12 protein-coding genes are annotated in these 24,466 nt (G+C 36.9%); 5 read left to right on the top strand and 7 right to left on the bottom strand.

What is annotated here, in order from left to right; translation table 11 throughout:
- Window positions 1–89 precede the first annotated feature (89 nt).
- The gene (locus G525_RS0104575; protein ID WP_027125104.1) at window positions 90–2,264 is read left to right on the top strand and encodes a GH92 family glycosyl hydrolase; all 2,175 of its coding nucleotides are present in this window, start codon (window positions 90–92) and stop codon (window positions 2,262–2,264) included.
- Between the two features lie 30 nt (window positions 2,265–2,294).
- Window positions 2,295–3,119: an alpha/beta hydrolase gene (locus G525_RS0104570; RefSeq protein ID WP_342662731.1), complete on the top strand. Its 825-nt coding sequence runs from the start codon at window positions 2,295–2,297 to the stop codon at window positions 3,117–3,119.
- Between the two features lie 253 nt (window positions 3,120–3,372).
- Here G525_RS0104570 and G525_RS0104565 read toward each other — a convergent pair whose 3' ends face one another.
- The 6 genes from G525_RS0104565 to G525_RS0104535 form a co-directional block, all read right to left on the bottom strand.
- Complete coding sequence (locus tag G525_RS0104565; protein ID WP_027125102.1) at window positions 3,373–5,718, bottom strand: GH92 family glycosyl hydrolase; 2,346 nt, start codon at window positions 5,716–5,718, stop codon at window positions 3,373–3,375.
- A 571-nt stretch (window positions 5,719–6,289) separates the two neighbouring features.
- The gene (locus tag G525_RS0104555) at window positions 6,290–8,584 is read right to left on the bottom strand and encodes a GH92 family glycosyl hydrolase (protein WP_027125100.1); all 2,295 of its coding nucleotides are present in this window, start codon (window positions 8,582–8,584) and stop codon (window positions 6,290–6,292) included.
- Between the two features lie 36 nt (window positions 8,585–8,620).
- Window positions 8,621–9,601 carry a glycoside hydrolase family 43 protein gene (locus tag G525_RS0104550; RefSeq protein WP_027125099.1) on the bottom strand — a complete coding sequence of 327 codons (981 nt, stop codon included), beginning with the start codon at window positions 9,599–9,601 and terminating at the stop codon, window positions 8,621–8,623.
- Between the two features lie 242 nt (window positions 9,602–9,843).
- Window positions 9,844–10,647, bottom strand: coding sequence for a discoidin domain-containing protein (locus G525_RS0104545; protein WP_027125098.1), 804 nt, complete (start codon window positions 10,645–10,647; stop codon window positions 9,844–9,846).
- An 11-nt stretch (window positions 10,648–10,658) separates the two neighbouring features.
- Complete coding sequence (locus G525_RS0104540) at window positions 10,659–12,278, bottom strand: RagB/SusD family nutrient uptake outer membrane protein (protein WP_027125097.1); 1,620 nt, start codon at window positions 12,276–12,278, stop codon at window positions 10,659–10,661.
- Window positions 12,279–12,288: 10 nt separating this feature from the next.
- Window positions 12,289–15,369 (bottom strand): SusC/RagA family TonB-linked outer membrane protein, encoded by a 3,081-nt coding sequence (locus G525_RS0104535; RefSeq protein WP_027125096.1) that lies wholly within the window; start codon window positions 15,367–15,369, stop codon window positions 12,289–12,291.
- A 266-nt stretch (window positions 15,370–15,635) separates the two neighbouring features.
- Between G525_RS0104535 and G525_RS22630 the strand changes: the two genes are divergently transcribed.
- On the top strand, window positions 15,636–15,908 hold the full coding sequence (locus G525_RS22630) for an exodeoxyribonuclease VII large subunit (RefSeq protein WP_245577734.1): 273 nt from the start codon (window positions 15,636–15,638) through the stop codon (window positions 15,906–15,908).
- A gap of 372 nt (window positions 15,909–16,280) precedes the next feature.
- Window positions 16,281–16,970: an SGNH/GDSL hydrolase family protein gene (locus G525_RS0104525; RefSeq protein WP_027125094.1), complete on the top strand. Its 690-nt coding sequence runs from the start codon at window positions 16,281–16,283 to the stop codon at window positions 16,968–16,970.
- A gap of 273 nt (window positions 16,971–17,243) precedes the next feature.
- Here the strand turns inward: G525_RS0104525 and G525_RS0104520 are convergent, their stop codons facing one another.
- On the bottom strand, window positions 17,244–21,212 hold the full coding sequence (locus G525_RS0104520; RefSeq protein WP_027125093.1) for a hybrid sensor histidine kinase/response regulator transcription factor: 3,969 nt from the start codon (window positions 21,210–21,212) through the stop codon (window positions 17,244–17,246).
- Window positions 21,213–21,437: 225 nt separating this feature from the next.
- Here G525_RS0104520 and G525_RS0104510 point away from each other — a divergent pair, with 225 nt between their 5' ends.
- Window positions 21,438–24,449, top strand: a complete 3,012-nt coding sequence (locus tag G525_RS0104510) for a SusC/RagA family TonB-linked outer membrane protein (RefSeq protein ID WP_027125092.1) — start codon at window positions 21,438–21,440, stop codon at window positions 24,447–24,449.
- The last annotated feature ends 17 nt before the right edge of the window (window positions 24,450–24,466 follow it).

The following is a 24,466-nucleotide window of genomic DNA, read 5'->3' as shown; positions in this document are numbered from 1 at the left end:
ATAAGGAAATCTAGGGCTAGGTTACATGTTAATGCTCAATAGTCCGTTCCATTCGTTAGTAAAATTTGCAGGAAATTAAAAACAATCACATGCAACAGATACATAACTTGTCACTATTACTCGTCATTGTTTTATTGTCTTCTTTTAAAAACAATGCCCAAACTGAAAAAAAGCACGAATTCCTTAAAGAACCATTAACTTATGTAAATCCGTTTCTAGGGACCGCGCCCCTCACGGATCCGGCATTTATCGGCTATACCCCACCAGAAAATTGGCGGGTATGGGCAGGACTAACCTTTCCGGGAGCATCGCTGCCCAATGCCATGATCCAACTAAGCCCCATCACCGAATACCATACAGGTGCAGGCTACCAATATGAAGATTCTGAAATTTTAGGTTTTACCCATACCAACAAAGGCCATTGGAATTTATGTAATATTCCTATTTTGCCACTTTCAAATGCCAAAAAATACCCTTATAAATCCAGATTTTCACATGAAAACGAAAGTGCATCTCCCGCATACTACCAGGTGTTTCTTGAAGATTATAAAGTGGAGGTGCGTTTGACATCTACGTTAAGAGCTGGTTTCCATGAGTATACTTTTGAAAACACTAAGGATAAAAAAATACTTTTTGATCTTTCTAAATCCAACAATCGCGTAGAGTCGTGGGAGATCAACCAAATCAGCGCCCGTGAACTTGATGGTGTTCAAGATATGGGAAGAGATAAAATTTATTTTTATACCATCCTATCTGAAGACATAAACACTCTGGAAATTATTGAAGATGAAAAGGAGGGTCATGCCATTGTACATTTAAAGGCAGACAACCAAAGCACTGTGACTTTAAAAATTGGCTTGTCATTTGTAAGTAAAGCCAATGCCAAAAAGAATCTCATGCAGGAAATCGGTCATCGTAATTTTGATGAGATACACAAAAATGGCGCTGAAGAATGGAATAAAATATTATCTCGAATTGAAGTTTCCGGAGGCACTGAAAAAGAAAAAATGCTTTTTTACAGTTCGTTGTACCGGGTATTTTTATGGCCTGCGCTCAGAAGCGATGTGAACGGTCAGTTCACTAACGAAGCAGGTAAAACAAGAACTGAAAAATTCAAATATTACACCATTTCATCCTTGTGGGATACCTATCGCAATAAACTGGTGCTGTTGGGGATGATCCAGCCAGAAGTGACGGGAGATGTGATACAGTCGTTGGTAGACCGTGGAAACATAACAGGCTTTATGCCTACTTTTTTTCACGGAGACCATGCAGCGCCTTTTATAGCAAGTTCCTATTTTAAAGGAATTAAAAACTTTAATGTCGATAAGGCGTATGAACTGCTTTTGAACAATGCTTACAAAGAAGGGGGCACACGGCCCCATATCAAAGAATATATAGAAAAAGGATACATTTCGGAGCCTGTGGTCAAGAATCCAAAAACAGAAACCGTGACAACTGCCGGTGTTTCCAAAACCTTGGAATTTGCACATGATGATTACGCTTTGGCATTATTGGCAAAATCATTGGGAGATACTGAACATCATGATGACTTGATGAAGCGATCAAAAAATTATAAAAATGTTTTTGATTCCAAGACCAATTTTATGCGAGGAAGGTTGAAAAACGGAGATTGGGTAACGCCCTTTGATCCCACTTACCCTTATTATGAATACATGTACCGTGAAGCAAACGGTTGGCAAGTATCGTTTTACGTACCACACGATATGCCGGGCCTGGTGGATTTATATGGCGGAAATGAGCCTTTTGAGAAAAAGTTGGATTCGCTTTTCAGCTTGCCTTGGAACCCTAAACATATTGCACGAAATATTTCTGGGTTTTTAGGACAATATTGCCATGGCAATCAGCCCGATCATGAAGCCCCATTTTCATATTATTTTATTGATAAGCCAGAAAAATCCCAGAAAATTATTGATAAACTTTTAAAGGATTATCATGGCGTCGGCGAATATGAGCTAGCACTAGCAGGTATGGATGATGCCGGGGAATTGTCTTCTTGGTATGTCTTTTCGGCATTGGGCCTCTACCCATTGTCGGTAGCAAATAATGAGTATGTGGTCACCATCCCTATTTTTGATGCCGTTAAATGGAAACTGAATAATGGAAAGGAATTGCTGATTACCCATGATGGAAAGTCCAGGGTATTGAAAGGCATCGAGGTCAATAGCGTCCAGTTGGAGGACTATATTATTCCTTATCATCTTTTTGAATCCGGAGGCGTGATAGACATCCTAAAAGAATAATATATTTTTAAAAATTCAACATGTACCAAAATGATGCAACAAGTTTATATTGTTTTTATACTTGCCTTTTTTCCACTAACCCTGATCGCGCAAATTGATGGTTATACCAGGGAAAATGACCTCTATTATTTTTCAGAAGATTCTGTTGCAACCGATTATCAAAAAGAAAAATGTTTATTGGATATTTACTATCCGAAAACCAATGAAAATGTACCTGTTATAATGTGGTTCCATGGCGGTGGTTTAACAAGTGGGGCAAGGGAAATCCCTGAGCGCCTCAAGAATCAAGGCTTCGTGATTATAGGAGTGGGTTACCGATTAGCGGGCTCTGAAATACAGGCTGAGGTGTCCATATCTGATGCGGCCGCTGCTGTTGCTTGGGTTATAAAAAACATAGAAAAATACCGTGGTGATCCCGATGCTGTTTTTGTTTCGGGCCATTCTGCAGGGGGCTATTTGGCCCTATTGACGGTTATGAATAAGACACTGTTATTAAACCACGGGATTGATGCCAACAACATTGCAGGAGTGGTGCCTTTCAGTGGGCATACCATTACCCATTTTTCCATTCGTTCAGAGCGAGGCATACCAGGCGAACAACCCATTATAGATGAATTTGCACCGTTATATTATGTGCGCAAAGAGGCACCTCCCATGTTATTGATAACAGGCGATAGGGAATTGGAAATATTAGGCAGATATGAAGAGAATGCTTATTTCTATAGGATGATGAAAGTCTCTGGTCATCAAGATATTAAATTGAATGAAATGGAGGGTTATGGTCATAACATGGCCGAACCTGCTTATCCATTATTACTGAACTTTGTTCGAAGTCACAGTGAAATAAAAAATTAATCTTGAGCGCCTCAAAGCTTTGAATCCATCATTCGGTACACTGTATTTTTTTGAATTCAAGGGGAACGGTTGTTGAAATTGGTGTGGGTATCCACTTTGATGATGCCATCGAGTTCCGTACTATAGGAATTTAGAGGCCAATTCGTCCGTTTAAGTGGTCTTTTCTGTAACTGGAAATAATCCCTATCGATATCCCAAAACGTCGATCCTTAAATCCATTACATAAGGCCATTTTTACATTTTAACATAAGGTTTAATTGTTTTGGTATAATTCAAAATTAGGTCTATTACTCATGTGAAATGTTAAGTTTCCTCCGGACATTATAGCGCCATGGGTTATGAGAGGCCTGGCCAAAGGCTTGCCGTTCAGTTCAACTTTCTGCACGTATACATTCTGAGGTGATTGGTTTTTAACAACCACTTCAAAACTATTTCCATTATCGAGATTTATGACCGCATTGGAAATGGCAGGGCTTCCCAGGGAATAGTCCACTGAACCTGGAGCTACAGGATAAAAACCTAAGGAACTGAATATATACCAAGCGCTCATTTGCCCAAAATCATCATTTCCACTTAAGCCATCCGCTCCCGTCTTATATTTGGAATCCAAGATCATTCTAATTTTATCTTGGGTTTTCCAAGGAGTGTCTGTCCAATTATACAAATAGGCTACATGGTGGGATGGCTCATTGCCATGGACATAATTTCCAATAAGACCTTCACGCGTTATATCTTCTGTATTCTCAAAATATTTGTCAGGCAGTTCCATGGTAAATAAAGAATCTAAACGCATGGTAAATTGTTCCTTTCCACCCATCATAGCAATCATGCTTGCGGGATCATGTGGCACGTACAAACTGTAATTCCATGAATTTCCTTCAATAAAACCTTGGCCATGGGTATTTAAGGCATCAAAATCCGGTTTGAAACTACCATCACTTAATCGGGGGCGCATAAATCCTGATTTGGCATCATAAACGTTTTTGTAATTTTCAGATCGTCTTATAAATTCCTCATAAATAGCATTTTTCCCCAGCTTTTTGGCAGCTTGCGCAATGGCCCAGTCGTCATAGGCGTATTCCAAGGTTTTTGACACCGAGGACCCATCTTTATCTTCAGGAACATAGCCCATATCCATATAATAACCAATACCGTCAAAATAGCGGGTGCGTGCGGTTTGGACACAGGCATTTAAGGCGGCTTCTGTATCAAAATCCACATTGCCTTTAACTATGGCATCTGCAATTACGGAGACACTATGGTATCCAATCATACACCAGTTTTCATTGGCATAATGTGACCAAATTGGCAACATGTGGTGCACACTTTGCTTTTGATGGGCTATCATTGATTTAATCATATTTGCATTTCTTTCAGGTTGTAAAATATTGAATAGGGGATGCAGCGCTCTATAGGTGTCCCAAAGTGAAAAACTGGTGTAATTTGTGAAATCCTCCGCAGGGTGAATGTTCATGTCCAAACCTCTATATTTATTATCAGTGTCCATATAAACCGTTGGACCTAAAAAGGCATGGTACATGGCGGTATAGAAATTTATTTTTTCTTCATCGTCCTCAGAAGTAATGGCTATTTTGTTAAGTTCGGTGTTCCAACGTGATCGAGCATTGTTTTTAACTTCTTCAAAATCCCAATGTGGAATTTCCTCTTTCATATTTTGAAGTGCTCCGGCTGAACTGACCGGGGAAATTGCAAATTTGATGTTGAGTTTTTGGTCTTTATTCAAATCGAAATCAAAATACATCTTGATTTTTTCGCCCGCGATTTCAGGGAAATTATCTGCTTGATCAAAGCGACGCCAAAACCCGTGGTATGTTTTTTTGTCGTAGTTGGCAGATCCATAATTGGTTATGGGTTTACTAAAGGACATGGCAAAATAAACAGTTCTGGTTCTTGCCCAGCCATGGGTTTGTCGGTAGCCAGTCACCAAAGTGTCATTTTCTACCCTAACGAAAGTCCACACGTTTTTCTCATCATAATTATAAATGCCATGCATTAGATCGAAAACAACATGAGGGTTGTCGGTTTCTTGGAACGTATATTGGTGCATGCCCACTCGAGTGGTAGCGGTCATTTCAGCTTTGATGCCATAATCTTTTAGCACTACACTGTAATAGCCCGGAGATGCGCTTTCATCTGCGTGGGAGAATTTGGAACGGTACCCGCTATCTGGATCCTGTTCCGTTCCAGGGTTTAATTTTAAATCTCCTGTAGTGGGCATAATCAGGAAATCGCCCAAATCGGAATGTCCCGTACCGCTAAAATGGGTATGGCTAAAACCCACTATAGTACTATCCTCATACTGATAACCAGCACAATATTTATAAACTTCTGGGTTATACCGACCATTAACTGCATAAGGAATGGTATCTGTATCGGGGCTTAATTGGACACTTCCAAAAGGAACTGTTGCACCAGGGTAAGTATGGCCCATTTTGGCGGTGCCAATCATAGGATCCACATATTGGGCAAAGTCCTTCAATTCTTTATTGGGAAGGGTTTCTTTTGTCCTGTTGTTTTTACAATCAAAAAAAACTAGAGTTATGAGGGCAATGGCTGTTTTAAAAATATATTTTTTCATATAAAATAATTTATGGTTAATTCTATACTGCATTGAAGTCAGAGCAGTAGCCATGGCTTTTTTCCCCCTTTTATTTTCCTAAAATAAATTGTTGTCAGCATTATTTGAATTATGGTTATTTGGATCATTATAGCCACCGAAAAATGTCCTATACAACAGTAATAATTTAGATTCTATATTGATCTTAAATTAATGCCCGTGTATACTATTTTTGAAGGATTTGATTCGCAACAGTATAGTGTTTGGATAGTGCTAATATTGCTAAAGTATAAATCTTCCTTTTCCTCTCTTCGTAATCTTTCACGAGTTCTTTTAACTTTATTACTGGACCGAAAGAATTCTGGTCGTATTTTCTAAAGCTCTGTTCATTAACTGTGGATCCTAACTTCATCTTTTTAGGTATATCGCGTCATATCTAGATTGGAGACCAACTTATTTATTTCGAATAGCAAAACCAGGCAGCCAATCGAGCGTTACAGAAACCACTGTTAGACTAATTTTAAATGATAAAAACCTTTGTTCTTAAAATAGAGAAGGAACACAGGATCCATAAGGTTCTTATAAATATTTCCTATTCATTTGAAAGGGAATAAGGCACATCCTCTTTGGAAACCCCTCTGGTTTTATTTGGTTTGTTGGACATCTTAAAATCCAGAACAGCGCCTTTCATCAGTTCTTTATGGCTCAACCAGTTTTTTGAATAGTTTTTACCATTTAATGTCATGCCATCTATGTAGCGATTTTGGGCATTGTTATCGTCAGCTGTGATGATGACTTTTTTACCGTTTTCAAGATGAACGGTAGTCTTCTTAAATAAGGGGGCTCCAATAACATACTGGTCTGTAGCAGGTGCAACGGGATAGAATCCCATAGCAGAGAATACATACCACGCGGAGGTTTGTCCGTTATCTTCATCACCACAATAGCCATCCGCATTAGGAGTGTACATTCGGTCCATGGTTTCGCGTACCCAATATTGGGTTTTCCAAGGTGCACCAGCGTAATCATATAAATACGTCATGTGTTGGATGGGCTGGTTGCCGTGGGCGTACTGTCCCATATTTGCAATTTGCATCTCACGTATTTCGTGGATAACCCCACCGTAATATTTATCTCCAAAAATAGGAGGGAGTGCAAAGACTTCATCTAATTGATTTACAAACGCTTCTTTGCCACCCATTAGATCAATCAAACCTTGCATGTCGTGAAAAACGGACCATGAATAATGCCAACTGTTGCCTTCGGTAAAATCGCCACCCCAATCGAAAGGGCTAAAAGGGGTGCGCCATGCGCCTGAACTATCTTTACCGCGCATTAATTTGTGCTCTGGGTCAAAGAGGTTCTTGTAATTTAAACTTCGTTTTTTGTAGAGTTCAATTTCTTTTTTTGGTTTTTTTAAAGCTTTTGCCAATTGATAAATAGTAAAATCGTTATAGGCATATTCTAGAGTCCGTGCAGCGGTTTCATTAATACCTACATCGAAAGGCACATAACCTAATTTAATATAGTAGGGTGCCCCAGCTCTTCCAACAGCGGTCAAGGGACCTTCGTTGTTAGCGCCGTTGATTAAGGCCTTATATAAATTTTCTATATCATATTTATAAGCACCATTGCTTTTTAAATAGGCATCGGCAACCACGGATGCTGAGTTATTCCCAACCATAATATTACGTAAACCAGGGCTTGCCCATTCGGGTAGCCAGCCACTTTCATCATAAGCATTGGAAAGTCCTTCTTGCATTTGGGCATTTAGTGTTGGATACATTAAGTTAAGAAAAGGGAAAAGAGAACGAAAGGTATCCCAGAATCCGGTGTCCGTAAACATATAGCCTTTGCGTACTTCACCATTGTATGGACTATAATGAACCACTTCTCCAGAAGCATCATATTCAAAAAATTTTCTTGGGAACAACAATGAACGGTACAAACAGGAGTAAAAAGTAGCTATTTGGCTTGGGGTAGCGCCCTCAATTTCTATTTTGCTCAATTCTTTATTCCATATTTCTTTTCCTTTTTGCTTTAATTGGTCAAAATCATCGTTTCCAAGCTCTTTTAAGTTCCGTTCCGCCTGTTCGTGACTTATAAAAGAGGAGGCAACTCGGGCATTCACAACCTGTCCCTTTTGTGTTTTGAAACCAATGACGGCTCCGGCGTGGTTTGATGTGGATTCTAAGGCATTGGTTAGGATACTATCGTGATAGGTTTTTGAAATTTCAAAAGGAATATCAAATTCAATGACAAAATAATTCTTGAAATTCTTGGGAACACCGCCACTATTCCGCGTTGTGTAACCTATGATTTTTTGTTCCTCTGGTATGATCTTTACGTTTGATCCTCTATCAAAAGCATCCACAACTATGGATGCTTCATCAGTTTCTGGAAATGTAAACCGGAACCTTGCGGCCCTTTCGGTAGGTGTTATCTCTGTTGTAATATCATGATCTGCCAAATAAACACTATAGTAATAGGGGGTCACCGTTTCCGCTTTATGGGAAAACCAACTTTGACGTTCGTCTTGCTTAAAACGCAGTTTTCCAGTTACGGGCATTATGGAGAATTGTCCATAATCGTTCATCCAAGGGGACGGCTGATGGGTTTGTTTAAAGCCTTTTATTTTATGGGCGTTATAGGTGTAAGTCCATCCATTGCCCATGTCACCAGTTTGAGGGGTCCAAAAATTCATTCCCCATGGCATGGCTATTAAGGGATAGGTATTTCCGTTGGATAGGCCAGGATCAGAATCTGTTCCCATTAGAGGGTTTACCCAGTCTACTGGAGTCTCAACCTGAGCTAATTGTTGGGTTTGGGCTATGGAAAAGTGTAAACTTGCAATAAGAACTATAAAAGTTGGGATTCTTTTTTTCATGAGTATTTTATAAGGTTATGATAAGTTTTATTTAAACTATTTTAATTTATTTGATGCTACGCCTTCTGTGGTCATAATTACTGGCTTTATAGTACCGTCTTCGTTAAAATACATCCTATCAATACATGTTTCCCTGGAGTCTCTAGTTGTACCATCCGATAATGGCCTTCTATGGTAAACGATATAATAATCATTAGTATCTTTTTTATGTATTACAGAATGATGACCTGCACCATTGGCGATACTAGAATCTTGTTGTAAGATTTTGCCCATTCGTTTAAAAGGTCCAAAGGGAGAATTTGCAATTGCATAGGATACACTATAGTCTGGACCCGTCCACCCGCCTTCGGACCACATGAAGTAATACTTTCCATCTTTAATAAACATAAAAGGCCCTTCTACATAGTTTTCAGGCGTAATTTCCTTAAAATTCACCCCATCTTCAAAGGGGATGAAACCAGAGAAATCATCGTTTAGTTTGGCAATATTGCAATGTTTCCAGCCACCATAAAAAAGATAGTGTTGGCCATCGACATCCTTAAAAACAAATTGATCAATGGGTTGTGCTCCATTATGGAATTTATCAATAAGAGGTTTGCCTAAATGGTCTTTATAGGGCCCTTCTGGTCGGTACGCAACTGCAACGCCGATACCACCAATTTCGTTGTCAGACTGAATATCATTTGCCCCGAAGAACAAGAAATATTTATCTGCTTTTTTAATGATAGACGGCGCCCACATCGCTTTGTGCGCCCATTTTATAGCGGAGGTATCCAGAATTTTTTCGTGTTTTTTCCAATGTGTTAGATCTTTCGATGAAAATGCATCGAAAAACACTTGTTTTTCATATGCTGCAGAATAGGTCGGAAATATCCAATAGGTGTTAAAAATGATTCCTTCTGGGTCTGCGTACCATCCAGGGAATATAGGGTTGCCTGCGAGTTTACTGCTTTTTTTGGTACTGGCACAAGAACATAATACACTTGTCAATATTAAGACGATAAATGATTTTTTCATTTTGTTATAATTTTGAACTAAAGATAACAATAAATTAAGTAAAACGATTTAGTCAACTTCCACAATAGTTAGTAAAACAAACCCTAAATAATTTGGTCTTAGGTAGTTTAATAATTATAATCTGATGATGGCGCTAAAAAAATATTTTAAATATTTCTGTCCTACATAGCTTTTTTATTAAAATAAATTTTTAATAAAAACAGGCCTTATTTTAAGGCCTGTTTAACCTTGAGAATATAGCTTTAATCAGGCAAATTGAACAAACGCCATTCCTGCATTTGAAACAGACCCCCGCCATTGTTACTTTTAATGTCAAACCTATAATGTGTATAAGCAGTATTGTTAGAAAAGTAGAATTCACGTGTTTGCTTTCGGTCAGTAAAATGGTAATCCGTTCTGGTGTCCAAAGTTTCCCAGGATTCGCCATCCAGTGAACCTTGTATTTCCCAATTTTTCGGATCCCGGTCTGGGGCATCATTGCCTGAAGTTAGAGCATAATAACCTGCCACTACCGGCTGTGGAAATTCTAAATTGATCCAAAACGGTGCGGAATAACCGGCTAAATATTTGGTGTTGATATCGCCATCCACCAATTTAGGAGATCCTTCATTTCCACTTGGTCCACTGCCATTTTCCTTATTAACGGTAATTGCAGCTTGTGATGTAATATCAAGTGGAGCTGCTGAAATTACTTTTAAGGGAGCGGTTGCGGTTACAGAATTATTGTCTTTAGATGTAATCCGTAAAATGGTTTCACCTGAACCCGTTGCAGTTAATGAAACCGATTGGTCTGGATTAACCACTAATGTGGCTACACTAGGATTTTCAACTTCCCAAGTATATTCCTTGTTGGGATTTATATCGGGAACAAAAGTAGCTCTCACTTCTTGGGTTTGTCCTGATACCAAAAGAATGATATCATATTTATCAAGATTAACTCCTGTTTCTAGCAAGTCCGGGAAATCACGTCTTCCATCACATGAAAAGAAGGAAATAAGAATAGCCAATACGGTTAGGTTTCTTAATTTAAAAAAATATGTTTTCATAATTTATATTTTTAGTTATATTCAGGGTTTTGAACAAGATTTGGGTTCGCTTGTAATTGTCTGGTAGGGATGGGGTAGAGCGTTCTTGTTTTATCTCCGTTTCCTTGAAAATCCCACCAAGTACCTGTAGTAAATTTTCCAAAACGAATTAGGTCCATTCGTCTTTTTCCTTCAAAAATAAATTCTCGACCTCGTTCCGCTAATAATTCATCCATAGTAAGGGTAGTAATAGTGTACATTTCCGTAGGCCAATCTTCCTCTGAAAAATAACGTACTTTACTTTGATTGATCAATTCTACGGCCTCTTGATTTGGTGCACCGCCGTTTTTACGCATTAATGCCTCCGCTTTATTGAATAGTAGCTCAGTTAACCTGTAAACCACGTAATCACCTTCTAAATAGTTTGGATCATCTATTCCTCCAGATCGGTATTTGTGGAATCGTGCGCCACTGTTTTCTTCCCCATTGGTCATAGATCCTTCACCGGTCTCTCCTTGTGTGTTTTTACGAATGTTATTCACATAAATAAAAGGTTTACCGTTATACTCTTCAGAACCCAAAATAGGAATATCAGTGCCGAATTTATATTGCGGACCAAATAAAAACCATTCTTGTTTACGGATATCATTTTCTTTGTACGCATCAAATGCGGTAGGAATCACAACGAATGCATTATTCCCGGAAAAATCGACATTCAAGGCGGCTTTCATATTTGAAAAGCCCATGTAAAACGATCTCCAGTCATAACCAAAATCGTTAACTTTACTAAATGGAAATTGAAAAATATTTTCTGGAGAGGTATCGTTGGTGTTATTATAAGGTCCTAAAGGATCCTGATCCAATATCATAGTACCAGTTAAAGAACCACCTTCACCGGATATAACTTTATCGGCATATTTAATTGCATCATCCCATCGTGGGGTACCAGACCATATTTCAGCGTTCAAATATAATTCTGACATCATAGAATATCCTACAGCTCTCGACATTCGGCCAATAAGTTCCGGGGATAAAGGTTGTAGTTTTTCAACATTTTCAAGGAGTTCCTTTTCAATAAAATCAAAAACTTCATTCCGAGTCGCCGTAACCGGGTTGGTAGGAATACCAACTTCTGTAACTATAGGGACATTGCCCCACATATCCATAATTTTCATGTAATGGAAAGCTCTTAGTACTTTAGCCTCTGCAACAATAGATGCTAATCTTTCTGGGGTCACCCCTATGGATGCAGGATCAACAGCTTCAATGTTCTCTATAGCAGAGTTAACAAATCCTAATCCGGTCCACATAAGGCCCCACGTGTTGTTTAAACGACTCTCATCAGCTGTCCAAGTGTGGTAATGTTGACGGATATGATCTCCATTGTCATAAGCATGCCTTCCTTTTTGTGGCCAGGCGGTTTGATCGGCAGAAAGTTCACTATGATAATAGTAGGCGCTTTGTCCAGACCAAGCCAACCAGGCTTGCATGTGGGTAAAAGGTCTTAAATTTGCTTGTATCAGTTCCAATTCAGTTTTATAAAAGTTGCTGGCTGATAATTCAGAATAGGTTGTTTCTTCTAAATCTGAACATGCAAAACTAAATAGCAGTACTAAAAGAACATGAATTTTTATAAAATTTATCTTTTTCATTATATTAAAATTAAAAATTAATATTAAGTCCTGCGGTAACAGTTATGGTACGAGGATAAAAATTTCTATCATCTATGCCTGGATATAATCCAGTGTCCTGAACTTCAGGGTCTCTACCGGTGTAGCCAGTGAAGGTTGCCAAGTTTCTCCCACTGGCAAAAATTCGTATTCCAGTAAATGGGCTTTTCTGTGACATCTTAAAATTATACCCTAGAGTTACGTTGTCCAATTTTATAAAGTCACCATTTTCAAGGTAATAATCTGAATATTGGGCTGCTTCATTAATTTCACTATACTGACCTACTGCCGATGTAAGTATGTTCCCTGGCAAAGTAAAAGGGTTGCCATAAAATATATCCACAGTATTCAAAATATCGTATTTGAACTTTCCTCTTAAGAAAATCGTTAAATCAAAACCTTTGTATTGAAAAGTGTTGGTCAATGACGCATAGTATTTAGGCAAACCATTACCAATTATAGCTTTGTCCGCATCGACCATATCACTCACGCGACCAATGCTGCCATCCGCTTTGTGAAACAACCATTTGCCATCTACGGTAAAACCTGCAAAGCGTTTCCCAACAAAGTTTCCGATAGGACCGCCTTCTTTGTTAATAATGGCGTCTCCCAAGTTTCCTGGGTTTCCGATGTTACCTCCCCGAATATCAGTAACCTTAAATACTTGATTGGATAATTTTGTCAATTCATTTTGTTGATAGCTTCCAGTAAAATCAGCAGTCCATGAGAAATTGTCGTTGTTGATCACTCGATAAGTTAATGCTAACTCCACTCCGTTGTTGCTGATATTGCCCACATTGGTAAAAATTCTGGGTTGAACAAATGGAGGCTGAGGCACATCGTAATTTAAAAGAAGGTCTTCTGTTTTTCTGGAGTATATATCTAAGGCACCAGTTAATCTGTTTGAAAATAACCCAAAATCAAGTCCGATATTAAATTCTTTTTTAGTTTCCCATTTAAGATCGGGATTCGGGTTTTTCACGGGACCATAAGTTTGATAGTAAACGGCCCCACTACTTCCTTCTGGAAAAACAGGATATTTGCCCCCTGTACCCAAAGTTACAATAGACTGATAGTTTGGAATACCTTGGTTACCCGTTACCCCATAACCAAGTCTAATCTTGAGATTATTTACAAAAGTGACATTTTCCATGAATGTTTCGTCAGAAATAGCCCATGCTCCGGAAATTGCAGGAAAATTTGCCCATTTATTATTCTTTCCAAACTTTGAAGAACCCTCATGCCTGATGGAGGCCTGGATAAAATACCGGTCATTATAACTATAGCTAAGACGTGTGAAATAAGCAATAAGAGTGTTATCTTGTTTAAAACTGGAAGCATTTGGTCGTGGAAGGGTAATATCGGTACGGGCATTTCCTGCACCTAAATTCCAATCTTTAAAGCCATCTCCAGTAAAACCGCTCATATCTATAGAGTAAGTTTCTTCTGTAGCATACTGGTAGCTATAACCCCCTAAAAGTTCGAAGGTACTTTTTTCAAATGCTATGGAATAGTTTAAGGTAGGTTCAATAGTTTGTGTAAAATCTAAATGATTTCCTTTGAAAGCGTAGCCCGTTCCTTTGTATTCACTTTCAAATCGTTGATTCCAATCTTTTGTTGATCTATAAACCCTATCGTCCCAAGAATTTCTTTGGTAGGAAGCAAATATTGAACCGATCATGCCAGGTATAAACTCATATCCGAGTTTTACATCTCCAGAAAAAGTTAACTGTTTTCTTTGACTCTCGCGGAATGCATATTCTGAAAAGGGATTATAGCCATTTTCAGGTTGATAAAAACCGTTCCGTCCTGGGTTTTGAAGTTCTCCTTCTTTGTTACTAAAAGGGGCCATTATAGGTGCCGTAGGGTTCCAGTCGGTAACAATACCAAATTGTCCCCCACCTAAAAGGTTTGCATCGTTAATGTTTACGGCAACACTGGAAGCAAACGTCAATCTATCGTTTAATCCCCTGGAATTAAAACTTCCACGAATTCCAAATTCTTCACGTCCATTTTCCAAAGCAATACCTTCGGCATTTCTATAATATAAAGAGGCTCTAAAACTACTGGATTCCGATCCGCCTGATGCTACAAAATTATGATATTGTGTCAAGTTAGATTTATTGACCAACTCATCAAAAATATCAGTAGATGCTCCTAAATCATTAGTAGCACCAATTTTTCCTTCAGCGATAAGAGCACGAAATTCTTCGGCAGTCAAAAAGTCTGGTCTGCTATTTACATAATCACGTGCGAGATAAGTGGAATAGTTAAATGTATTTTGCCCTTTTATACCCTTTTTGGTCGTTATCAAAATAACACCGTTTGTACCCCTAGTTCCATAAATGGCGGCCGCAGCCCCATCTTTAAGTACGTCAAACGATTCAATATCGTTTTGCTGTAGCAAATCCAAATTTCCACCTGGAATACCATCAATTACAATTAAAGGCGAACCCGTACCTGAAATGGATGTAACCCCTCTAAGTTGGATGGATACACCAGAGTTGGGGTTGTTGCCACCAGCTCGTGTGATTTGTAGACCTGCAACTTTACCTTGAATTAGTTCCATGGCATTTGTCACCACCCCTTGATTAAAATCTTCTTCATCCACTTTGGCCACTGCTGTAGACACTGCCTTTCTTTGTTGGGTACCATACCCAATAAGCACCACTTCATCCAAGCTTTGTGCGTCTTCTTCAAGAATTATGTTAATTGACGTATTTGAGCCAACAGTAACCTCTGTTGTTTTAAATCCGATGTAGGAAACCATTAATATAGAATTTTTTGAAGCAACGCTAAGACTAAAATTCCCGTCAAAGTCGGTGGTAGTACCATTTTGAGTGTTTTTCTCTACTACATTGGCCCCGAGAATGGGCAGGTCATCAGCAGTTTTTACGATTCCAGTAATAATTATACGATCATCCTGCTGGTATAATGCAAATGCGTTAGATTGATAACACAGGCACAACAGAAGTAGAAAAAGTATTTGAGTCAGCTGCCGTTTTTCAATTTTAAGCTTGATAAAAATGAAGTCATTCAAATTTATCCATTTTGAGGGTAGTTGTTTTTTCATTAATCTTAAAATGTTTTATTTGAGTTAACACTTTGTTAATTTAAAACCTAAACTAGTAAAACGATTTAGTTTACACAAATAATTTGTTAATAATTTTAAGAATTTATTATGAAGAGTTAGTTAAGTTTATGGTCTAAAGAAATTTTTTGGTTAGTCATAAATGGAATGAAGACCTTTTTAAAAATTCCCAAATTCAAATAATGCACATCATTTTTATAGGATCTTTATCTTAAGTTAAGTATGGAGTTATCGAATTTAATAAGTTGGTGCCTATTCCTCTGGTCATTAAAAAGATTGCGCTCATTGCTTCTAGGGATACAGCAGGCTATCAAGATTTTGTTATAAATACTTTAAAAAATCAATATGGTTATAAATTAATTATTGATGTTTGTTCAAAATCCGTTCAGGACAGTACAGGTAAAAATGACATTATTAATAGCCTTAAAACAATAAACCACAAAAAGTATGATTGCGTTGTTATAATTCGAGGAGGCGGTTCAAAGATGGATTGGATGTTTTTAATTCTTATGGAATATTAAAACAAGTCAACCAAATGCAAAGTGCTGTATTTACTGGAATTGGTCAAGAAACAGATACTACAGTTATAGATTGTACAGAGAATAAATCTCGTTCAATCACAAGAGCTTCCAGTTCCGCTCAATACCCTTTATGTCCGTTCCGTACTTACCTTCCGATAGGCTCTACATTGCCACAACCAGTATATTTTATCCACGCGCTATCCGTCTTCTTGTTTAAAATAATATAACTTTTTAATTTTGGAAGTGGGGGGTATAGGAGAGGCGTAGAGTAGTAACAAGAGGAATTGTAATAAAATAATAGCGATTGTATTATCATTTTTTGAAATATTAATCATAAATTCTAAAACATTTTTAAATTAAGAATATAAAATTATGATAGTTTACAAACGCTCTCTTAGCATAATTTTGTTGTGCATTGTTACTGCAACATCTCAGGCACAGGATTGGCCTAATTTAAAAAGATACCAAAATGAAAATGCAGCATTAACATCTCCCAAACTAGATGAACATCGTATTGTTTTTATGGGTAATTCCATTACCGAGGGATGGGGAAAAAAACATCCCGAGTTTTTTATGAATAATGCTTACATCAATAGAGGTATTGGAGGACAAACAACCCCGCAAATGCTATTGCGCTTTAGGCAGGATGTAATCGATTTGAATCCAGTAGCGGTGGTTATTTTGGCAGGAACGAATGACATTGCTGAAAACACTGGACCCTCTACAATCAAAATGATTATTAATAATGTAATTTCAATGGCTGAATTGGCGAAAGCAAACAACATAAAAGTAGTCTTATGTTCTGTTCTGCCAGCTTTTGAATTTCCTTGGAGACAAGGATTGGAGCCTGCCGGAAAAGTCGTCAGATTAAATGCGTTAATAAAAAAGTACGCCAATGATCATGACATTGTTTATGTTGATTATTTTACGCCCATGGCAAACAGTTCGAATGGTCTGAAAGATGAATTAGGTGACGACGGCATTCATCCAAATATAAATGGTTATTTAATTATGGAGCCGCTTATTGAGGAGGGAATTAGGAAGTCGCTAGAAAATAAATAGCTGTTTACAGGTAGTGGCGTTAATCGTTTACTTTTGAAATCCCATTGTAAGCAAGGATCTTAAAATTATCATCTTGCTAGCTTTCGTTGTTAACGAGGAATCCTGACCATAAATCGTAAAAGAGAGGTGTCACACCACTGTTTCATCAGTTAACGAGGAATCCTGACCATAAATCGTAAAAGAGAGGTGTCACACCACTGTTTCATCATGTTGCCTACGCAGGTATATCGTTCTAATACGTACCAACCAAGAGTTGAACCAAGAGGCAAATTATTATATAATTGACGATGTATTCTCTGAGTTTTTAAATTTAGATGGAGTCATATCAAATTGCTTTTGGAAATTTCTGACAAAACTGGATTGTGACTTATAGCCTACAATTTCGGCTATTTCATAAACTTTATATTCGTTATTGTTTAATAATTCAATGGCTTTTTTAAGTCGTGCCGTATTAATTAATTCATTTGGACTTAAATCAGAAATGTCTTTTATTTTTCTGTACAGTGTTGATCTGCTCATATTCATTATCTCGGCTAAAGACTCAACGCTGAGATTCGTGTCTTCAATATTTTCATAGATAATGGCATCCAACTTGTTAATAAAATCTTGGTTTGACTTGTTATGCGCAAAACTTTTCAAATAGCTTAGCGGAGAGCTTGAATAATAGTTTAATACATTTTTCCTATTAGAAAGTAGATTTTCAACTTGTGCTTTCACATGTTCCATGGAAAAGGGTTTGAAAATATAGGCATCTGCTCCCGATTCGAGTCCAGATATTTTAGATTGCAGCGTGCTTTTCGCGGTGAGTAAAATAACCGGAATATGACTGGTTTCGATATTGGTTTTGAGTCTCTCACATAAAGTGATACCATCCATGATGGGCATAGTAATATCACTAATCACCAAGTGAATATTTTTATTTTGAATTATGCTGAGAGCTTCTTCACCATTTAACGCTTTATAAACTTTAAAATCAATGCTTAATTCTTTACAAATAAGATTGAGTAGTTCCTTGTTATCTTCAACAACCAAAATTTGTGATTTAATTACTCTAGTTTCAATATCATTAGATGTTTTCTCTTCTTGTGTGTCAGTAATATTTGTAAACGAGTGGAATTCATTTTCTTGGTGTATTGGTAAGGTCAGAATGAAGCTGTTTAAAGTTTTATCTGATTTGTCTAAAACCAAAGTGCCATTATGTAGCTCTGTTAAGGAAAGTGATAAAGGTAAACCGATACCTGTTCCCATACTGCTTTTTTCATTGATTATTCTGAAAAAGGGTTCGAATATTTTATCCTGTAAATGTTCCGGGATAATATTTCCGTCGTTTTTGACCGTAAAATAAAAATTGATCTCATCTTGAAATAATCTTACAATTACTTTTGATTTTGCATACTTCACAGCGTTGCCAAAAATATTACCAAAAATTTTTCTTAACGTCTCCTTGTCTACAAAAGCGTAAATATCATTATCACCGAGATCTAAAGTGATTTCTAAACAATTTTCTTCTATTTTCTGACTAAACCTTGTGTTAAGGTTTCGCACTAAATTTGAAATGTTGGTTTCTATGAACGTAAGTTTAACCCCTTCCATTTCTGCCTTTCTAAAATCCAGTAATTCGTTTACCAAATGTATTAAACGAGATGTGTTTTTCTCCATGATAGAAAGGTCCTTAGGAATGTCAGCCGAAGTGTACTGCTTCTTGAGGAGATTATCTAAAGGGAGCTTTATTAGGGTTAAGGGGGTGCGAATTTCATGTGCAATATTGGTGAAAAATTCAATTTTCGCCTGATAGATTTCCTTTTCTTTTTCGTTGTTTAATCTAGCTAAATTGAGTAAGTTTTTCTGTTCATTTTTGTGATGATAAAAGCGTAACAAAATATAACTACCTAGCATAAAAATGAGGAAATAAGCAAAATAAGCATAAATACTTGCCCAAAAGGGGGGAAGAATACGAATTCCTAATGAGGCTTCCTTACTCCAGACTCCGTTGGAATCTAAAGACTTAACTTTGAAAGAGTATCTCCCAGTTGGAAGTTCTGTGAAGAACACTTTATTGTTGTGGTTCAAAAATATCCAGTCTTCATTATTAGGTTCAAGTTTATACCAATACTCGGTAAGTTCAGGAGCTGTATAACATAAGGAAGCGAATTCAATGTTAAAGGATGAATTTTTATTTTTAAGCTCAATGTTTTTAGTGAGAACAATGGAGGTGTCCAACGGAGAATCCTGAGAGCCGACATTTACATCATTATTGTTAATCTGTAAACCAGTAATAAATATCGGGGTATCATAATTGTACGTTGTAAATTCTTCTGGATTAAAACTAATCATTCCATCCAAGTTTCCGAAGTACATAGTACCATCAGTATCTTTAAAAGCTGAATTATAATTGAATTGATCGCTTAATAAACCGTTATCTGTTGTGAACACTTTTATGCTACTATCCTTTGGTTCAAATCTCACTAATCCTTTGGAAGTAGTTATCCATAATTGGTTTTTATTATCTTGTAATATAGAATAGCTTACATTACTTGGAAGTCCAATCTCTGTACTTAATTTTTTGAACGTTTTTGTTTTCCTATCAAATAGATTGATACCATTCTCTGTCGTTATTAGAATGATATGGGCATTACTCTCAAAAATTGAATTTATTGAGTTGTTACTTATGCTTTCCGAAACCTTTGAATTATAGGTGAATATTGTTTGTTTATTTGTTTTAGGATTAAATTGATAGAGTCCGCTGCGATACGTTCCTGCCCAATAAACCCCATTCGAATCTTCCAGAAAAGTAGTATAATGTAAAGTTTCGGGAAAACCATCTAAAGGAAAGAACAATTCCTCTTCCTCATTATACCAATATATTCCACGAGAGGTTAAGACAATTAACCTTCCATTTTGCAGTTCATAAAAATTGAAAATAAAATTACTTTTAAGATTCCCACTTTGGGCTCCTATTGAGAATTTTTTGACAATCTTACCAGTATGGATATCCATTACATTTAGACCATGTTCAAACGTACCTATCCATAGTTCGTTCTTTCTCGGTAATAATCCGTGAATATTATAGTAAGATAAGCCATCTCTCGTTCCATCAACGGTATAATTGGTGAACGTATTTGTTTTTGGATTGTATTTATTTATTCCAGCGTCTTCAGTGCCAATCCAAATGTTTCCAAAATCATCCTTGTGAATTTCACGAACAGCTCCACCTTTGATACTATTGCCATTGTTTTTTTGGAAGTATTTTTTAAACTGAGTATACTGCGGTTGATAGTAGTTAACACCCCCAAAATAAGTTCCAATCCATATGCCGTTAGTATTATCCACAGTTATTGAGTAACTGGCATTATCAGAAATAGAATAAGGATCATCAAAGTTTTTACGAAGATGAACGGTTTCTTTTGTTGCCGTATTATATATAATGACGCCTATTTCCGATGCTATCCATAACTCATGGAGCCCTCTCCTTTGGAACTGTCTAACATGCAACGGTTCTGTTGTGTTGATAGAGAGTTGACTAACTGTTTTTCTATGTATGTCATACGAAAGAATGCCATGATCTTGTGTGCCAATTAAAATTGTAGAGTTGTCTAATGCATAAATAGTTGTAATTATAAACAATGGACTTTTGGCTGCATAAAATTCTAATGCCATCGGTTCAAAGTAAGAAGCGCTTTTGGAATATCGATATATTTTATTAAAAGAAGATGCCCATAACTCACCATCCTCTGTAGTGGTAATTGCACCAGTTTCAAATGAATTTTGTTCGTTGAAAGCAGTAATCTTGTTCTTTTCCACATCGTATTTGTATAATGAAAGATCAGAAACATACCATAAATTACCGTCATCATCATTATGGATGGGACCAATTCTACCGTTGATTTTTTCATTGACCGGAATGAAATTATCAAATTCCTTTTGATACTTAAATAAACCTTTATCTGTCCCTATCCATAGCGCTCCTCTATATTGATGCATGGCTGAAATAAAATTGCTGCCTAAAGTATTAGGGTTTTTAGGATCATTGCGATAAACTTTAAAGCGATATCCATCAAACCGGTTCAAGCCGTCCTTTGTTCCAAACCACATAAATCCATCTTCATCTTCAGTTGAGGTAAGGACAGTACTATTGGATAGCCCGTTTTCTACCTTATAATGTTTAAAATAGTAATCCTGTCCAAAAGTTAAATTGGAATAAAGAAGGAGGTACAAAACAATTTTGGTAAAGGAATAATTCATAAGGGGAAACTATTAATATTTTCACAAACGACAATATACATTTTGTGTCATAAGTATATAAAATGTTGCAATTATGGTGGTTATTCATAAATTTTAACATTTTTGCAACATTTACGGCATATTTTGAAACAAAAAAGGATATATCCTATAATTTTAAATGTGCTACTTTGATATATGCTCTTAGAGCAAATTATATCCTCAAAATTATTCCTTAAAATAAAATAAATGAAGACACTAATTAAAAATTTACTCAAAAAGGAACTGATTTTATTGTTCTGTAGTATGTTATTTGTACAGGGAATTATTGCGCAAAATGAAATTACTGTACAAGGTAAAGTTATTTCAGCTAATGACGGAAGTGCTATTCCTTTTACCAGCATCTTGGTAAAAGGTACAACAATTGGAACCGAAGCTGATATTGATGGAAATTTTAGCCTTAACGCTCCATCAAACGCGATCTTACAAATAAGTTTTCTGGGTTTTAAATCGGTCGAAGTCCCGATAAATGGTCAAACCAACTTAACAATATCCTTAGAAGAAGATTTGGCTGCTCTTGACGAGGTCGTCGTGGTCGGATATGGATCTCAATTAAGAAAGGACTTAACCGGAGCCATATCTACGGTGAAATCTGAAGAAATTCAAAAACGACAAGTGACCACAATTGCCGAAGGCTTACAAGGGTTAGTTACAGGGGTTAAGGTCAGAGGTGGCGGTCGTCCTGGACAAGAAGCAAATATAGAAATCAGAGGTTTGAAGAATCTTCAAAATGCGAATCCTCTATATGTTATTGACGGTTTGATAACTACAGCTAATAGAGATTTTAATCCAAACGACATTGAGTCTATTCAGGTTTTAAAAGATGCCTCCGCTGCGGCTATTTATGGTTCCAGGGCAGCAAATGGTGTGATTATAATCACCACCAAACAAGGAAAACAAGGTCCTTTGCAAATTGCGGTCTCTGCTAAAACAAGTGTGACCAGTATGCCGCGATATAATTTAATGGAAACTGATGAGTTTGCGAAATTTCAATTTCAAGCTTATGATAATGGAAATAGAGAAAGACCGAAACTGAATTTGAATGTCAACACAGATTGGCAAGATGAAGTTTTCGATACTGGTCTCATACGCGACTATAACGTGAGTTTTGCTGGTGGTGGTGAGAACTCTAGTTACTTTATGTCGGGGAATTATTTTGGTAATAAAGGAACAGTGGTTTCGACCGAGTTTGATAGAATCTCTTTCCGAGTAAATACGAGTGGTAAAAAGGGGATTTTTAGTATTGGACAAAATCTAGCAATAAGCAATTCTGTTACGGATGAAATGTCAGGCGCACCAATAATAGATGTGTACCGACTATTTCCTACAATTCCTGTCTATGATGATAGAAATCCTGGAGGTTATGGTTATGGTGAGCAAGGAGTAGCAAATACTTTTGGAACGAATCCATTGGCTTTGGCGGATTTTAATGATACCGAAAACAAAAACTTTAGAATTAGAGGCAACCTATGGTCTGAATTAGAGTTTCGTCCTTGGCTGACCTACCGATTCAATTTTGGTTATAATTCGAGTTTTGATACCCATAAAAATTTAAGAAAACTAGGCAATTGGACTTTAAATCAACCATACGACAATAGCTCAACGTTTCAAAATAAAGGAAGATATGAATTGATTCTTATAGAAAACACCTTAAATTTTAAAAAGGAATTTGGTAATCATAATGTAACTGCTTTAGTTGGACAAACTTATCAATCTGATTTTTATGAACAAATCTGGGGTCAAAAACGTGGTCTATTGATTAATCCAGGAACCGGTGAATATTATGATGTTTTAGATAGCGGTTCTGAACCGCAAGTTGGAGGATTTAGAGAGGAATCCAGTTTAATATCATACTTGGCCCGTTTGGAATATAATTATGATGATCGTTATTTGCTGAACGCTGTAATAAGAAGGGATGGTTCATCACGTTTCAGTGATGATCACAAATGGAGCAATTTCCCATCAGTGTCCTTAGGTTGGAGAATTAGCAATGAATCATTCTTTAATGTTGAGGCAATTAGTGATTTGAAATTTCGAGCCAGCTATGGCGAATTAGGTAGTGGTAATATAGGTCCTTATGAATCGCAGGGATTTATAAACACCTTTGGTGCTATTGTATTAGGGAACAGTCAAGATTTATATCCATCTGCAACACAAGTCCGTTTATCTAACCCTAATTTAACTTGGGAACGTTTAAAACAGACTAACATTGGGATTGACTTAGGATTATTTGATAATTCCTTGACCTTGGCTGCCGATTATTTCATTGCACGAACTGAAGATGTATTATTCGGGTTTCCGTTATTACTTACTACTGGGAATGACGGTGGAAACCCTATTGCTAACGCAGCTACCATCGAGAATAGAGGTTTTGAATTTGATTTGTCTTATAGAAAATCCTATGGAGATTTTTCTTTCAATACATCATTGAATTTTACCAAGTTGAATAATAAATTGATTTCATTAGGTAATAATCAAAATGACACGTTCTCAGGAAACACAAAAACTGAAGCTGGTCAGCCTGTAGGGATGTGGTATGTATTGCAAACCGATGGGTTATTTCAAAGCCAGCAGGAAATATTAGATTATAAAAGTTCTGATGGATCTGTCATTATGCCTAACGCACAGCCAGGAGACATTCGTTTCAAGGATATCAATGATGATGGGGAAATTAATAATGAAGATAAGGAAGTTGTAAGTAGTCCATGGCCAGAGTTTGAAATGGGCTTCAATTTTGGTGCAGAATATAAAAATTTTGATTTTTCCATGAACTGGATTGCATCGCATGGTGCGACTGTTTATAATGGTTTTAGAAGTGTGGTCGATCGTTTTGACGATGATAGTAATTACCGATCCGGAATAAGACCATGGACCCCAGAAAATCCTAATACTGATTTCCCTAGAATAGTAAGAGGTACAACACTTAATGCGCGTGGAGATAGTGATCGATTTTTAGAAGATGGGAGTTTCATTCGACTAAAATATATTGGTTTTGGCTATAATCTTCCCACAGAATTGATGGAAAAAATCGGCTTTAGCCGAGCTCGATTATCTTTCTCAGCCCAGAACATAATAACTTTTACAAAGTATACCGGATTGGATCCTGAGTTCAGTAATGGCAATATTTTTCAACGAGGAGCTGATATTGATGCATTTCCTAATCTGAAGACCTATACATTGGGTGTTGAATTTAGTTTTTAAGAAAAATTTAAAATAAG

The sequence above is a fragment of the Gelidibacter mesophilus DSM 14095 genome (assembly GCF_000423005.1).
Lineage (GTDB): Bacteria > Bacteroidota > Bacteroidia > Flavobacteriales > Flavobacteriaceae > Gelidibacter > Gelidibacter mesophilus.
The sequence above is the reverse complement of the archived record's forward strand: the minus strand, read 5'-3'. Positions and strand labels throughout refer to the sequence as shown.

Coding starts and splice junctions, on each gene's coding strand:
- G525_RS0104575 (WP_027125104.1), top strand. CDS start 90: ATGCAACAGATACATAACTTGTCACTATTACTCGTCATTGTTTTATTG.
- G525_RS0104570 (WP_342662731.1), top strand. CDS start 2,295: ATGATGCAACAAGTTTATATTGTTTTTATACTTGCCTTTTTTCCACTA.
- G525_RS0104565 (WP_027125102.1), bottom strand. CDS start 5,718: ATGAAAAAATATATTTTTAAAACAGCCATTGCCCTCATAACTCTAGTT.
- G525_RS0104555 (WP_027125100.1), bottom strand. CDS start 8,584: ATGAAAAAAAGAATCCCAACTTTTATAGTTCTTATTGCAAGTTTACAC.
- G525_RS0104550 (WP_027125099.1), bottom strand. CDS start 9,601: ATGAAAAAATCATTTATCGTCTTAATATTGACAAGTGTATTATGTTCT.
- G525_RS0104545 (WP_027125098.1), bottom strand. CDS start 10,647: ATGAAAACATATTTTTTTAAATTAAGAAACCTAACCGTATTGGCTATT.
- G525_RS0104540 (WP_027125097.1), bottom strand. CDS start 12,278: ATGAAAAAGATAAATTTTATAAAAATTCATGTTCTTTTAGTACTGCTA.
- G525_RS0104535 (WP_027125096.1), bottom strand. CDS start 15,369: ATGAAAAAACAACTACCCTCAAAATGGATAAATTTGAATGACTTCATT.
- G525_RS0104525 (WP_027125094.1), top strand. CDS start 16,281: ATGATAGTTTACAAACGCTCTCTTAGCATAATTTTGTTGTGCATTGTT.
- G525_RS0104520 (WP_027125093.1), bottom strand. CDS start 21,212: ATGAATTATTCCTTTACCAAAATTGTTTTGTACCTCCTTCTTTATTCC.
- G525_RS0104510 (WP_027125092.1), top strand. CDS start 21,438: ATGAAGACACTAATTAAAAATTTACTCAAAAAGGAACTGATTTTATTG.